General features: G+C 64.6%; 11 protein-coding genes. 3 read left to right on the forward strand and 8 right to left on the reverse strand.

Features of this window, described 5'->3' with window-relative positions; genetic code table 11:
- From VN004_RS09550 to VN004_RS09585, 8 genes are all read right to left on the reverse strand, one after another.
- A partial coding sequence (locus VN004_RS09550) for a lytic murein transglycosylase (protein WP_325609327.1) occupies positions 1 to 620 on the reverse strand: 620 nt, incomplete at its 3' end.
- Between the two features lie 304 nt (positions 621 to 924).
- A complete protein-coding gene (locus VN004_RS09555) occupies positions 925 to 1,689 on the reverse strand; it encodes an ABC transporter ATP-binding protein (protein WP_325609329.1) in 765 nt (254 codons plus the stop codon).
- Positions 1,682 to 2,515, reverse strand: coding sequence for an ABC transporter ATP-binding protein (locus VN004_RS09560; protein ID WP_325609331.1), 834 nt, complete (start codon positions 2,513 to 2,515; stop codon positions 1,682 to 1,684). The genes VN004_RS09555 and VN004_RS09560 overlap by 8 nt, the downstream gene beginning before the upstream one ends.
- Positions 2,512 to 3,591, reverse strand: coding sequence for a branched-chain amino acid ABC transporter permease (locus tag VN004_RS09565; RefSeq protein ID WP_325609333.1), 1,080 nt, complete (start codon positions 3,589 to 3,591; stop codon positions 2,512 to 2,514). The genes VN004_RS09560 and VN004_RS09565 overlap by 4 nt, the downstream gene beginning before the upstream one ends.
- Complete coding sequence (locus tag VN004_RS09570) at positions 3,584 to 4,456, reverse strand: branched-chain amino acid ABC transporter permease (RefSeq protein WP_325609335.1); 873 nt, start codon at positions 4,454 to 4,456, stop codon at positions 3,584 to 3,586. Before VN004_RS09570 ends, VN004_RS09565 begins: the two co-directional genes overlap by 8 nt.
- A 167-nt stretch (positions 4,457 to 4,623) precedes the next feature.
- The gene (locus VN004_RS09575) at positions 4,624 to 5,784 is read right to left on the reverse strand and encodes an ABC transporter substrate-binding protein (protein ID WP_325609337.1); all 1,161 of its coding nucleotides are present in this window, start codon (positions 5,782 to 5,784) and stop codon (positions 4,624 to 4,626) included.
- A 138-nt stretch (positions 5,785 to 5,922) separates the two neighbouring features.
- Positions 5,923 to 7,821 (reverse strand): long-chain fatty acid--CoA ligase, encoded by a 1,899-nt coding sequence (locus VN004_RS09580; protein ID WP_325609339.1) that lies wholly within the window; start codon positions 7,819 to 7,821, stop codon positions 5,923 to 5,925.
- A 126-nt stretch (positions 7,822 to 7,947) separates the two neighbouring features.
- On the reverse strand, positions 7,948 to 8,709 hold the full coding sequence (locus VN004_RS09585; RefSeq protein WP_325609341.1) for a TetR/AcrR family transcriptional regulator: 762 nt from the start codon (positions 8,707 to 8,709) through the stop codon (positions 7,948 to 7,950).
- 43 nt (positions 8,710 to 8,752) lie between these two features.
- Here VN004_RS09585 and VN004_RS09590 point away from each other — a divergent pair, with 43 nt between their 5' ends.
- The 3 genes from VN004_RS09590 to VN004_RS09600 form a co-directional block, all read left to right on the forward strand.
- Positions 8,753 to 9,862 (forward strand): 5-methyltetrahydropteroyltriglutamate--homocysteine S-methyltransferase, encoded by a 1,110-nt coding sequence (locus tag VN004_RS09590; protein ID WP_325609343.1) that lies wholly within the window; start codon positions 8,753 to 8,755, stop codon positions 9,860 to 9,862.
- Positions 9,863 to 10,148: 286 nt separating this feature from the next.
- Positions 10,149 to 11,369 (forward strand): efflux RND transporter periplasmic adaptor subunit, encoded by a 1,221-nt coding sequence (locus VN004_RS09595; RefSeq protein WP_325609345.1) that lies wholly within the window; start codon positions 10,149 to 10,151, stop codon positions 11,367 to 11,369.
- Positions 11,366 to 14,166: efflux RND transporter permease subunit (locus VN004_RS09600; RefSeq protein ID WP_325609347.1), on the forward strand; the 2,801-nt coding region annotated here is incomplete at its 3' end. The genes VN004_RS09595 and VN004_RS09600, both read left to right, overlap by 4 nt.

The raw sequence follows: 14,166 nt of genomic DNA on the forward strand, positions 1-14,166 counted from the left end.
AGATCGCGCTTGCCGTCGCCGGAAAAATCCACCGCCCAGCGCATGAAGCTCGACGGAATGAATTGCGGCTGCCCCATCGCGCCGGCCCATGAGCCGATCATGCGTTCGGGCGGGATATGGCCGTCCTGCAGAATGCGGAGCGCGGTGATGAGTTCATCGCGCGCGAAGTCGCCCTTGTAATTGTGGAAGGCAAGCGTCGCGAGCGAGGGGATGACGCGCTTGCCGCCCTGGTTCGCGCCGAAATTGGTCTCGATGCCCCAGATCGCGACGATGACGTCGCGCGGCACGCCGAAATTATGCTCGATGGAATCGAGAAGGCCGCGCCATTCGCCGATGCGCCTGATGCCGCCATCGATGCGCGGGCGCGCGACGAGTGAATTGAGATAATCGCCGACCGGTCGGCCATATTCGGGCTGGCGGCGCGAGAGACGCGCGACCTCGGGGTCGTAGGCGATGTCGCCTAATGCACGGTCGAAGGTGCCGCGCGCGACGCCGTTTTGCTCGGCGAGCGGGCGCAGCGTTTCGATGAAGGCGCGGAAGGCACGCGGATCGGGATCGGGGGATTGCGCGAGCGCGGGGGAGGCGAGGGCGAGGAGGAGCGCTGCGAGGAGCGCCGTCATTCCGGCGCGCGCCCGCAAGGCACGGACCCCGGAATGACTCGCTGCTTTTATCCCTCCCCCCGCGAAGCGGTGGGGAGGGTGGCCGCCAGAGCGAAGCGACGGCGGTCGGGTGGGGGGAGTCTTCGCACCCAACGATGACGCGATCGCGCGGATGCAATCGCCCCCCACCCCGATCTCCTTCGCTGCGCTCAGTCGATCGACCCTCCCCACCGCTTCGCGGGGGGAGGGATAAAGAAAGAGCGCGGAGGCGAGATGGTTCGCGGGGACGAAAGGAGAGCGCGGCGGCGCTCCAGTCAAACCAGAATCAATGCGTTCCCGTTCCCAGATACGCGGCGATGACCTTTTCATCCTTCAGCACTTCGCTCGCCGGACCGCTCGCCAGCGTGCGCCCGTAATCGAGCACATGAATGCGGTCGGCGAGGTCGGCGACCATCTGCATATCATGTTCGATCCAGATCATGGCAATGCCGAGCTGATGCTTGATGCGCAGGATGAAGCGCGCAAGGTCCTCGCGCTCCTCCCGGTTGAGGCCGGCGGAGGGCTCGTCGAGGAGGAGAATGGCCGGCTCGTTCGCGAGCGCACGCGCGAAGCCGATGATCTTCTGGGTGCCGAACGGCAGGCCGCCGACCGGTGTGTGGCGATAGCGTTCGAGCTCGACGAATTCGATGATCCGCTCCACCGCCTCGCGCTGGCGCATTTCCTCGGCGCGCACCGACGGCAGGAACAGCATCTCGGCGAACACGCTGCCCCTGATGCGCGGATGGCGGCCGGTGAGCAGATTGTCGACGACGCTCATCTGCGGAAAGAGTTCGCCGTGCTGGAAGGTGCGCGCGACGCCGAGCGCGGCGATATCGTGCGGCTTCCTGCCGATGAGCGATTGCCCGCGGAACGAGATATTGCCCTCGCCCGGATAAAGGCCGCTGATGCAGTTGAAGACGCTCGTCTTGCCGGCGCCGTTCGGGCCGATCAGCGCGAGGAGTTCGCCCTTCTCGACCGAGAAGGAGACGCCGTCCAGCACCACGAGACCGCCGAAGCGCAGCGTCAGATTGTCGATCGCAAGTTCAGCCATACCACCTCCGCGAGCGGCGATATTGCTTCACGTCGCGGTAGCTCCGGCGCTCGGCGCCGCCGGCCTGACCGAGATAGAATTCCTGGATGTCGCCGTGCGATTTCAGCTTGTGAGCATCACCGTCAAGCACGACGCGGCAGTTTTCCAGCACATAGCCGTAATCGGCGATGGCGAGCGCGACCGCCGCGCTCTGCTCGACGATGACGATGGTGATCTTCAGGTCGTTCCTGATCTGCACGAGCTTGCCCATCAGATCCTCGACGATGACCGGCGCGAGGCCGAGCGAGAGTTCGTCGACGAGGAGAAGCTGCGGCTTGCACATCAGGCCCGAGGCGAGCGCCAGCATCTGCCGCTCGCCCCCGGACAGAAGCCCGCCGATGCGCGCGCGCAGATCCGCAAGGCGCGGGAAGAAATGGTAGACCTCGTCCTCCCGGCGCTTGCGCTCGGCCTTCGACATGGCCGGCGCGAAGGGCGCGGCGAGATTGTCGGCGACGGTGAGATTGGGAAACACCTTCTCGCGTTCGGGCACGAGCGCGATGCCGAGCCGCGTCAGTTCGTTCGGCGGCCTGTTCTCGATGCGCTGGCCGCGGAAGGTGATGGAGCCTTCCGTCACCCGCGCATTGTCGATGCCGAGAAAGCCCGAAAGCGCGCGCAAGGTCGTCGACTTGCCGGCGCCGTTGGTGCCGAGGATCGCGACGATCTGGCCATCGCGCACGGTGAGCGACACGCCCTGAATGGCGGTGATGGCGTGGTGATAGACCACGGCGAGCTTTTCGGCGGTGAGCAGCACGTCATCCGCTTTCGCTTGGTGGGTCGCCTCGTTCATTTGCGCGCTCCGGCGACCGGCCGATGCTTGAACGGCCAGAGCAGGAAATAGGTCTGGATCCGGTGCCAGATGCCGACAAGGCCGAGCGGCTCGAAAACGAGGAACAGGATCATCACAAGGCCGAAGCCCGCATAATTGACCGCGAATAACTGCCCCGCATAGGCCTGCGCATTCGGCAGCTTCAAGAGCACGCCCTCGATGACATAGGGGAAGACCGTGACGAAGGCCGCCCCGAGTATGGCGCCGAGCAGCGAGCCCATGCCGCCGATGATCACCATCGCGACATACTGGATGGTGAGGAACAGCGAGAAGGCCTCGACCGAGACGAAGCTGCGGTAATAGGCAAACAGCGCGCCGGCGACCGCCGCGATCGCCGAGGAGATCACGAAGGCGAGCAGCTTGTAGGCCGCGACATTGATGCCGAGCGCCTCGGCGACGGTCTCGTGCGCATGGATCGCGCGCCAGGCCCGGCCGACGCGGGTGCGCATGAGGTTGATGCACAGGAAGAGGGTGAGCGCGGCGAAGACCAGCATCACGTAATACCAGGTCGCGCCACCGTAGAGTTCGTAACCGAATACGATCGGTGCGTCGATCGTGATGCCGGTGGAGTGACCGCGCTTGGTTTCGTATTCGCCGCCGAGATAGACCACGACGAAATGCAGCGCGAGCGTCGAGACCGCGAGGTAAAGCCCGCGCAGCCGCAGCGACGGCAGTCCGAAGATGACGCCGAGCAGCGCGCCGACGATTGCCGCGGCCGGCAGCGTCAGCCAGATCGGCGTGCCGAATTCCTTGAACAGGATGCCGGCGGTGAAGGCGCCTGCGCAAAGAAGCCCGGCATGGCCGAGCGAGATCAGCCCGGCATAACCGGTCAGCAGCATCAGCGACAGCGACCCGATCGAGGCGAGCAGCACCTGGGTCGCGAGGTCGGTGTAGAAGGCGGACGCGATCAGCGGAAAGCCGATCAGCACAATGCCGAACAGCACGGCGCTGACGCGCTGCATGCGGGTCTGCAGCAGGGCGAAGTCCTGCGCATAGGAGGTACGAAAATAGCCCGAGGCGCGCGGCTGATTAGACACGGTCGAGCTCCTCGCGCGTACCGAACAGGCCCCACGGCCGCACGATCAGGAAGGCGATCAGCACGATGAACGGGATCACGTCGGACAGCAGCGGATCGATATACTGGATCGCCAGCACCTCGCAGATACCGATGATCAGCGCGCCGACAATGGCGCCGACCAGCGAGTCGAGGCCGCCCACGAGCGCGGCGGGGAAGGCTTTCAGCCCGATGATGACCATGGAGCCGGTCAGTCCGGAATCCAGCGAGATCAGCATGCCGGCGAGGGCGCCGGTGAGCGTCGAAAGGCCCCAGGCCAGCGCATAGATGGCGTGCAGGTTGATGCCGCGCTGCGCGGCAAGGAGCGGATTCTGTCCCGCCGCGCGCATCCGCACGCCCCAGGCGCCGAACCGGAGGAAGGTGAACAGCGCGGCGTAAGTCACGATGGTGACGCCGATCAGGATGGCTGCAAACAGCGAGATGCGCGCGCCGCCCGGCAGCGCCAGAGCGGGATTGGAGAAGCCGAGCGCCTGTGCCGGATATTGTTGCTGCGCCGACCAGATCAGCACCATCAGGCCGCGGAGGAGAATGCCGAGCGCAACGGTGGTGAGGACCGCCGCGAGCACCATTTCGCCGGTCATCTTGCGCATCAGGAAGACGTAAACCAGGACGCCGACGGTGAGACTCAGCACGATCGCCGATGCGATCGCCGTCACCGGCGAGCCGGCGAACATCCAGGCCGTGGTCAGGAGCAGATACGACCCGACCATCATCAATTCGCCATGGGCGAGATTGAGCACGCGGCTGACGCGATAGATCAGCACATAGCCGCAGGCGATCAGCGCGTAGATGGAGGACAGGAAGAGGATATTGACGAGGAGCTGCAAGGCCGAACTTTCAAACTGACAAAACGTTTGTCGCGACTCCACTCACTCCGCTCGTCCCCGCGGAAAAGCGGGGACCCAGTGCCAGTGATCGGATTTCTGTTGCTTGACTCTGGCCCCCGCTTTCGCGGGGGCGAACGGAGCATGGGGCCGATGCGTTCGTGACGCACTCACTTTCCGACGTCGTAGACCTTCCAGTCCTGCAGGACGCTGATCTTGTTGCCGTCCCAGTGATAGACGCGATAGGCCTGCTGGGTGCGGAAGTGATTGTCCTTGGTCCACACCATCGGCACGCCGCGCAGGCCCTTGGTGTCGACCTTCAGATCGGACATCGCCGCGGCGATCTTTTCCTTGGTCGCCGGCCAGCCGGCCTTGCGCAGCGCGGCTTCGAGCGCGAGGCCGCCGAGCCAGCCTTCGGTCATCTGGTTGGCCGGATATTTCGCGCCGCCGGACTTCGCCGCGGCCTCGATCTCCTTATGGATCGGCAGGCCGTCGGCATAGAACGAGTTCGCACCCATCACATAGAATTTCGGGTCCTTCACGCGCGGCAATTCACCTTCGGCTTCAAGATGCGCGATGGTGAGAAACTGCCCGTCCCAGCCGAGGCGGCGCAGCGCCTCGAAGGTGCGGATCTCTGTCACCCACGGCGCCCAGGAGAAGGCCCAGTTCGCGCCGGCATCCTTGATCTTGGTTGCGAAGGGCGTGTAGTCCGGCGTCGGCGGCGGGATCACTTCCTTGGCGACGGTCTTGAAGCCCATCTTCTCGGCTTCGCTTGCCGCGAAATCGATCTCCGAACGCGAGACCGGAATGGCCATGGCGGCGTAACCGACATTGACCGGCCCCTTCGCCACGGACTTCACATATTCGAGCGCGGCGCGGCTGTCATAGGTCTGCGCGAAGCCGGTCGAGCAGAATTGCAGCGGATCGGCGTTCGGCGGCAGCACTTCCTTCGGGCAGACCGCGCCCATGAACAGCACGGGCACGCCGGCGCGCCTTGTTTCCGCGAGCATCGGCGCGTAGGTCGACGACAGGCTTGCGTTGACCAGCACCGGCACATTGTCCTGCGCGACGAGCCGCTTCACATTGGCTGCAGCCTTGGACGCTTCGGCGGAATCGTCCTGCAGGATCAGGTTCACCTTGCGGCCATCGATGCCGCCCTTGGCGTTCAGCTGATCGATATAGAGGCGCAGGCCTTCGACCGCCGGTCCGAGCGTGCCGGCGGCGGGCCCGGTCATCGCGCCGGTCAGGCCGATCGTGTAGGTCTCCTGCGCTGTGGCTGGCAGTGCAAGGGCGAGAGCTGCGATGGCTCCCGTCAAACTCCGTTTCAGCATTGGCGTTCTCCCTTCGATTGTTGTCATTCAACGCGCGACTTGCGGCGCTTCATTTCCCTCCCCCGCCACTCGCACGCAGCCAAGTTTACGCGGGCTGCGTAAACTTGCCCGCGATGCTCGCGGGGGAGCGGAGAAGAACTAGCGCAGCGCATCGCCGGCTCCTGCGGCAAGCAAGCGATCCTCGCTGTCGTCGTACATTCCCTCGACCAGCTCCTTGAACCGATCGTACATCAGATTGCGCTTGACCTTGCGGGTCGGCGTCACCGGCTCGCCATCCTGCTCCGGGTCGAGCTCCTTCGGCAAAATGCGGAAGACCTTGATCTGCTCGACGCGGGCGAATTCGTTGTTCGCCTTGTCGATCTCCGACTTGATCAGGCCTTGCACGGCCTCGTTCTGAACGAGAGAGGTAAAGCCAGTATAGCTGACATTGTTGGCGCGCGCCCAATCGGCGACCGAGTCGAAATCGATCTCGATCAGCGCGGTGAGATATTTGCGGCCGTGTCCGAACACGATGGCTTCGCCGATATAGGGGCTCGCGCGCAGCGTGCTCTCGATGGCGGACGGAGAAATGGTCTTGCCGCCGGCGGTGACCAGAAAATCGCGGGCGCGATCGATCAGCCGCAGATTGCCGTCCTGCCATTCGCCGACATCGCCGGTGTGCAGCCATTGTTCGCTGTCGACGATCTGGCGCGTGGCCTCGGGTTGATTCCAGTAGCCTTCGAACTGGTCCGGCCCTTTCACGAGAATCTGGCCGTCATCGTCGAGCCGCACCTGCCAGCCCTGCACCACGGTGCCGACATTGCCGGGCCTCGCAAAACGCTCCGACTGCCCGCTGATGAAGGCGCCGCCGGTTTCGGTCTGGCCATAGGCTTCCACGAGGCTGACGCCCCAGATCTGCCAGAGCGCCGCGGTCTCGCGCGGCAAGGGCGCAGCGCCCGAGATCGCCAGTTCGAGCTTGTCGAGGCCGAGCTTGTTGAGCACGCGGCCGAACGCCACCGTACGGGCGATCGCTGTCATGGCATCCGTCGAAGGCCCCGATGCACCGGCCCAGCGGCGGCGCGCCGCGGCGCGGCCGAGCGACATCGCCGCGTTATAGATGGCGCGCTTGGCCGGCGAGGTGGTGCTGAGACTGACCAGCACCTGCGAGGCGAATTTCTGCATGTAGCGCGGCACCGTGAACAGCACCGTCGGCGCTACCTCGAACATGGTGCCCATCAGATCGTCGACGCTCTCGCCGTAATGCGGGACGAGCCGGGAGATCAGCGGCAGCGTGATCGCGACGTCGCGTCCGAAGATGTGACACAGCGGAAGAAACACGACGGTGCGGTGATCCTTGTCGCGCAGCGTCGGATAATGATCGACGATGGTGTAGGTGCCGGCGAGATGCTTGCCGTGCGAGATCAGCGCGCCCTTCGGGTTTCCGGTGGTGCCCGAGGTGTAGACGATGAAGGCGGGGTCTTCCGGCTTCAGCGCGGCGGTCATAGCTTCCAGTGCGGCGATCTGCGCTTCGTCGTCGCCGGTGACCTTCGCCTCGATCTGCGACAGCGCGATCAGCTTGGGGTGGCTGTAGTCGAACATCGCCGAATCGTCGATCACCACGATCCAGTTCAGGTCGGGCAACCGGTCCGCGATCTGCAGGATCTTGTCGACATATTCCTGATCCTCGGCGACGAAGATTTTCGCCCCGCCATCCTTCATCAGGAATTCGACCTCGGAGACCGAGGCCGTCGGATAGATGCCGTAAACGATGGCGCCGGTGGCCTGCGCAGCCATGTCGCACACCACCCATTCCTCGCAGGCGTCGCCCATGATTGCGATGCGATCGCCCTTCTGCAGGCCGAGCGCCTGCAAGGCGCGTGCGCAGCGTCCGACCGCTGCTGCATGATCGCGCCAGGTCCGTTCGCGATAAAGCCCGAGTGTCTTCGCGCGATAGGCGACGTCGTCCGGCTTCTGCCGCGCATGTTCGGCAATCAGACCGGGAGCGGTCTTGCCGCGCAGGATCGCAAATTGCGGAGATTGCGGCGCCGCCTGCGTCATGACGGCTCCACAGCCGCTCGTGACGAGCGCATCATGCCGCAATACGGCAGTGCCATCGCGCTTCCTCTCCGCATGATCTGGCCGGTGGACCGGCTCTCTCATCCGTTCATTTCAACAACGGGCATTCTATAGGTCAATCGAAATTTTCGAACGTTTCCCGCGTGTTTTGTGCGCAGAGCGCCCCGCTTTGGCCGAGGTCTTCTGTGCGCCGACGCCGCGCAAGATCAGGGAAATGAATTCGCCGCCGATCCGCTCCATTGAAACCTGCTCGCGTGAATACCACGCCGTGCAACCGTTCATGAGTGCCAGGATCGAAAGGGTGGCGATCCGCGGATCGAAATCGGCGCGAAACTCGCCGCTGCGCTGGCCCTGTCTGAGGACGTCTTCGAAAAGCGCCTCGATGCCGCGCGATACCTTGCGCACCCTGCGCCGGCTGTCGGCGGGCAGAAACTGGCGCTGGGCCAGGAACACCTTCATGAAATTGCCGCGGTCGAGGAGCGGCGAAATGTGCGCCCGGATCAGCCCCGACAGCCGTTCGGTCGCGGTGCCAGGGCCTTCGGCGATGGCCTTCTCGGTCTCGTAGAAGCCCTCGACGCCGCGCATGCAGACCAGCTCGAGCGCCACCTCCTTGGAGGGGAAATAATAATACAGGCTCGCCTGGCGGATTTTCAGCACGTCGGCGATGTCCTGCGTCGTCGCGCCGTGATAGCCGCGCTCGGCAAAGACCCGCGCCGCCGCCTCGATGATCTCGCCGGCGCGGCGATGGGTGGCGCGCTTGCGCCGATCGAGAGGCTCTTCGGGAGCCGTCTCGCGCCGCGCCGGATCGCGCCGCGGCGCCGCGCGCCGGACGGGGCTTGCCTCGGAGCGTCCGGCCGATCTAGATTTCATCTATAGACCTATAGAACAAACCTCGTTCCGGGAGCATGCGCCAATGACGACCCTGCCGCAAGGCCGCCCTCCGTTTCGCGCCGATCACGTCGGCAGCCTGTTGCGGCCGCAGGCGTTGCGTCAGGCGTTCCGCGATCACATGAGCGGGAAGATCGATGACGCGGCTTTCGCGACGATCCAGGATGCGTGCATTCGCGACGTCGTGAAGATGCAGCAGGATGTCGGACTGAAGGTCGTCAACGATGGCGAATTCCGGCGCGGCTCCTATTGGGGGAGGTTCGTCGAACGGATCGACGGCTTCGCCATCAAGTCCGCGGTGTTCAAGTTTCGCGACGACAAAGGCCATCAGGTCGATTTCACTGCGCCCTATGCGGATGGAAAGCTCATGCGCACAAAGCCGCTGGCGCTCGACGAGTTCGAATTCCTCAAGGGGATCACCGCGCTGACGCCGAAGATCACGCTGCCGGCGCCGTCGACCATGCATTTCTATCGGGCGACCGATTATGCGGCGGCCTCGGCCTATACCGACGTGCGGCAATTCTTCGCCGATCTCAACCGCATCTTCCGCGAGGAGATTGCGGATCTCGCCAAGGCCGGCTGCAAATATATCCAGCTCGACGAAGTCGCGATCGCGCTTCTGTGCGATCCGAATATCCGCCAGCAGGTGGAAGCTGCGGGCATGAAGCCGGACGAACTGGTGGACCTGTACATCGACGCCATCAACGAGTCGGTGAAGGGCGCGCCGGCCGATGTGGTGTTCGGCGTGCATATGTGCCGCGGCAATTTCAAGGGCCATTATCTCGGCGCCGGCGGTTATGAATCGGTCGCCGAGCGGTTCTTCGCCGGCACCAATGTCAATCATTTCCTTCTGGAATACGACACCGAGCGCGCTGGCGACTTCCGCCCGCTGCGCTTCGTCAAGGGCAAGGGCGTGGTGCTCGGACTGATCTCCAGCAAGACGCCGGTGATGGAAACGCTCGACGGGCTCAAGCGCCGGGTCGACGAGGCGACGCAATTCATCGATCTCGACCGGCTGGCGATCTCGCCGCAATGCGGCTTCGCCTCCACCGTCGCCGGCAATCCTGTGACCGAGGACGACGAGCGCCGCAAGCTCGCGCTCGAGGTCGAGGCGGCACGGGCGATCTGGGGCTGAGGCGATTCGCTTGAGCGGTATCGCAGCAACCCTTTCTTGTCATGTCCCGCGCAGGCGGGGCATTCAGTAAACTCTTGAAGCGCCTGAGTTTACTGGATCGCCCGCTTTCGCGGGCGATGACAACTGAAGGGTCAACATGACAGCAATTTAACCCGGCGCCGGGACCTTTCAGGCCGGCGGCCGGAATTCTGCCGCTTGCGGAACGTCTGGTGACGTCCAACGTTATTTTTGCCGCCCCATGTTGGCGCGCACAGGCGTTGAAAACGCTCACGGAGACAGGCCCGACATGCGGCGAACCACCGGCATCGTCATTCTGATCGCGTTGATGGCCCTCGGCTATGTCGGCTATGGGAATTTCGGCGACCGCCTCGGGCTGCGTGCGCCTCAGTCGCAGCAGGCCGAACGGCGCGCGTCGCCCGCAATCCCGGTGACCACGGTGGCGGCGGAGCAGGGCACCTTTCCGGTGCGGCGGCGCAGCATCGGCTTGCTGGAATCGCCCGCCGTTGTGGTCGTCCGCTCGCGCATCGACAGCCAGATGCTCGAAAAGCATGTGACGGATGGCCAGCTGGTCCGCGAGGGCGAGCTCCTCTTCACCCTCGACGATCGCGAATTGCGCGCGGCCATTGCGCGCAATGAAGCGCAACTGGCCAAGGACGAGGCGGCGCGCGACCGCGCCAATGCCGATCTCAAGCGGACCGAGGAATTGCTCGCGAAGAACGTCGCGGCGCGCCAGCAACTCGACGAGAAGGTCGCCGACGCGAAAGCCGCAGAGGCGACGATCGCGGCCGACAAGGCCCAGCTCGAGAATGACCGTATCCGGCTCGGCTATACGAAGATCACCGCACCGATCACCGGACGCCTCGGCACCATTCGTGTCACGCCCGGCAACCTTGTGTCGGCGTCGGATACGCAGGGCCTCGTGACGATCACCCAGATCCGGCCGATCCGCGTGTCCTTCACCCTGCCGGAGCGCGACCTTGGGGCCTTGCGGGCCGCCGCGCGCAGCAAGCAGCGCCCGGTCGTGCGCGTCTATGCTTCCGGTGGCGCAAAGCCGCTCGCGACCGGCGAACTCGACTTCGTGGATTCATCGGTCGACACCGCAACCGGGACCATCATGGCGAAGGCCACCTTCGCCAATGAGGATTTCAGTCTGTGGCCCGGCATGTATGTCGATGTCGAGATCGATCTCGACACCCGGCCCGATACCGTCAGCATTCCGACGGTGGCGTTGCAGTCGAGCCAGAAGGGCCCCTTCGTGTTCGTCGTCACGCCGGATGAGCGCGCCGAGCTGCGCCTCGTCGAAACCGGCGGCATTGTCGATGATCGAACCGCGATCCGCGAAGGTCTCAAAGCCGGCGAGCGCGTCGTGGTCGAGGGCCAGCTCCGCCTCGCGGACGGTGCTCGGGTGCGCGACGTGTCGCAGAAGGCGGCCGACCGGCAGCCGGCGGAAGCCTTGGCGTCGCCTGCGCCGCCGAAGCAACCGGCGCGGCAGGATTCCGCGCGATGAACATTTCCGAATTCTGCATCCGCCATCCGGTCACGACCACGCTGATGTCGATCGCGGTCGTCGCGACCGGCCTGTTCGCCTATGTCTATCTGCCGGTGGCGGCGCTGCCGCGGACCGATTTCCCGACCATCAACGTGTCGGCGAGCCTGTCCGGCGCGTCGCCCGACACCATGGCGAATTCGGTCGCGACGCCGCTGATCAAGCAATTCACCACGATCAGCGGCATCGACACCATCAGCGCGACGTCGGTGCAGGGATCGACCTCGATCGTGATCCAGTTCAACCTCGATCGCGATATCGACGCAGCGGCGGCCGACGTGCAATCCGCTATCGCGCGCACGCAGCGCCGGCTGCCGCCGGAGATGACCGAGCTTCCGAGTTACCGCAAGGTCAATCCGGCCGACGCGCCGGTGCTGCTGCTCGCGATCCGCAGTGACACCACGCCGCTACCGGAGCTGGATGCCTTCGCCCAGCAGGTGATTTCGCCGGCCTTGTCCACGGTTCCCGGCGTCGCGCAGGTGGTGGTCTATGGCAGCCAGAAATTCGCCGTGCGCATCCAGGTCGATCCAAATGCCTTGTCGGCGCGCGGCATCGGCGTCAACGAAGTGCAGGCGGCGGTCGCCGCTGCGAACGCCAATACGCCGGTCGGCACGCTCCGCAATGCGCAGCAGCAATTGACGATCCAGGCGGAAACCGAGCTCGGCAATGCGGCGCAGTTCCGGCAGGTGATTGTCGCCACGCGTGGCGGCCGGCCGGTGCGGCTCGGCGATGTTGCCGTGGTGACGGATTCCGTGGAGGACAATCAGGCCGCGAGCTGGTTCAACGGCAGCCGCGCCATCGTGCTGGCGGTGCAGCGGCAGCCCGAAGCCAATACGGTCGAGGTGGTGGATCGCGTGCGGGCGATGCTGCCGAGCTTCCAGGACGACCTGCCGCGCGACTCCACGATTGAAGTCCTGAACGACCGCTCCATCTCGATCCGCGAGGCCGTCGCCGACGTGCAGTTCACGCTGCTCCTGGTGATCGCGCTCGTGATCATGGTGATCTTCATCTTCCTGCGGCGGCTGACGGCGACCGTCATTCCGGCGCTGGCGGTTCCGATCTCCATCGTCGGCACGCTCGGAGCGATGTATCTCCTCGATTTCAGCATCAACAACATCTCGCTTCTGGCGCTGACGCTCGCGGTCGGCCTCGTTGTCGACGACGCCATCGTGATGTTCGAGAATATCTACCGGCACATGGAGGAGGACGGCCTTTCGGCCTTCGAGGCCGCGATCAAGGGATCGCGGGAGATCGGCTTCACCATCGTGTCGATCACCGTGTCGCTGGTCGCCGTCTTTATCCCGGTGCTGCTGATGGGCGGCGTGGTCGGGCGCATCTTCCACGAATTCGCCGTGGTGGTGACGGTGTCGCTCGCCATCTCGGCCTTCGTCTCGCTGACGCTGACGCCGATGCTCTGCGCAAAGCTGTTGCGGCAGCCGGAGCGCGACGCCGAAGGCAATGTGCTGCCGGATACCGGCTGGCGCGCCGTGCTCGAACGCGGCCTGACCGGCATGACCAATGCCTATGACCGCGGCGTGCAATGGAGTCTCAGCCATCAGCCCTTCATGCTCGGCGTGTTCTTCGCGACCATGCTCGGCACCGTCTATCTGTTCTATGCGACGCCGAAGGGCTTCTTCCCGCAGGAGGATATCGGCCAGCTCTCGGTGTCGACCGAAGCGCGCCCGGACATATCCTTCGAGGCGATGTCGGCGCTGCAGAAGCAGGTCGAGGACGCGTTCCGCAACTCGCCTTATGTCGCGAGCGTCGCCTCCATCATCGGCGGCGGCGGCGGCTCGCGCAGTCTTAATACCGGGCGGCTGTTCGTCGAGCTGAAGCCGCGCGGCGAGCGGCCGGCCATGCCGCAATTGCTGCGGATCTTCCGCCGCGAAATGTCGTTCCCCGGCATCGATGTGGTGATATCGCCGGTGCAGAATCTGCGGATCGGCGGACGGTCGAGCCGCAGCGAATACCAGTTCGTGATGCAGAGTGTGCGCCGCGACGAAATGCGGGACTGGGCGCGGAAGATGACCGAGGCGATGGCCGCCGATCCGCATTTCACCGACGTCAACAACGACCTGCAGGACGGCGCCATCCAGGTGACGCTCCGTGTCGACAAGGACAAGGCCGCCTCGCTCGGCATCAATGCCGACCAGATCAGATCGACGCTGTATTCCGGCTTCGGATCGCGCCAGGTGTCGACCATCTATGGCAGCGGCGACACTTTCAGCGTGCTGATGGAGTTCGATCCGCGCATCAAGTGGAATTCCGGTGACCTCGGCAATATCCGCATCCGCACACCGGGCGGTCAGCTGGTGCCGCTGAGTTCGATCGCGACGGTGGAGCGCACCGCCGGCGATCTTTCGGTCAACCAGCTCGGGCAATTGCCCGCGGTCACCATCTCCTTCAACCTGCCCGCGGGTGTCGCGCTCGGCGATGCCGTGGCGCAGATCGAGGTGCTGAAGGACCGGCTGGGCGTTCCGACCACGATCTCGACGCGGTTCTCCGGCACCGCGCAAACCTTCCAGCAATCGCTCTCCAATCAGGGCATCCTGCTCGCAGCGGCGGTGCTGACGATCTACATGGTGCTCGGGATGCTCTATGAGAGCTACATCCACCCGCTCACCATTCTGACCGGATTGCCGTCCGCGGTGGTCGGCGCGCTCGGCGCGTTATGGCTGTTCGGGATGGATCTCAGTGTCATCGCGATGATCGGTCTTCTGATGCTGATCGGCATCGTCAAGAAGAACGCGATCATGAT

Origin of the sequence: Pseudorhodoplanes sp. (genome assembly GCF_035565855.1) — a bacterium.
Classification (GTDB): Bacteria; Pseudomonadota; Alphaproteobacteria; order Rhizobiales; family Xanthobacteraceae; genus Pseudorhodoplanes.

Coding starts and splice junctions, on each gene's coding strand:
- VN004_RS09555 (WP_325609329.1), bottom strand. CDS start 1,689: ATGGCTGAACTTGCGATCGACAATCTGACGCTGCGCTTCGGCGGTCTC.
- VN004_RS09585 (WP_325609341.1), bottom strand. CDS start 8,709: ATGAAATCTAGATCGGCCGGACGCTCCGAGGCAAGCCCCGTCCGGCGC.
- VN004_RS09560 (WP_325609331.1), bottom strand. CDS start 2,515: ATGAACGAGGCGACCCACCAAGCGAAAGCGGATGACGTGCTGCTCACC.
- VN004_RS09595 (WP_325609345.1), top strand. CDS start 10,149: ATGCGGCGAACCACCGGCATCGTCATTCTGATCGCGTTGATGGCCCTC.
- VN004_RS09580 (WP_325609339.1), bottom strand. CDS start 7,821: ATGACGCAGGCGGCGCCGCAATCTCCGCAATTTGCGATCCTGCGCGGC.
- VN004_RS09575 (WP_325609337.1), bottom strand. CDS start 5,784: ATGCTGAAACGGAGTTTGACGGGAGCCATCGCAGCTCTCGCCCTTGCA.
- VN004_RS09590 (WP_325609343.1), top strand. CDS start 8,753: ATGACGACCCTGCCGCAAGGCCGCCCTCCGTTTCGCGCCGATCACGTC.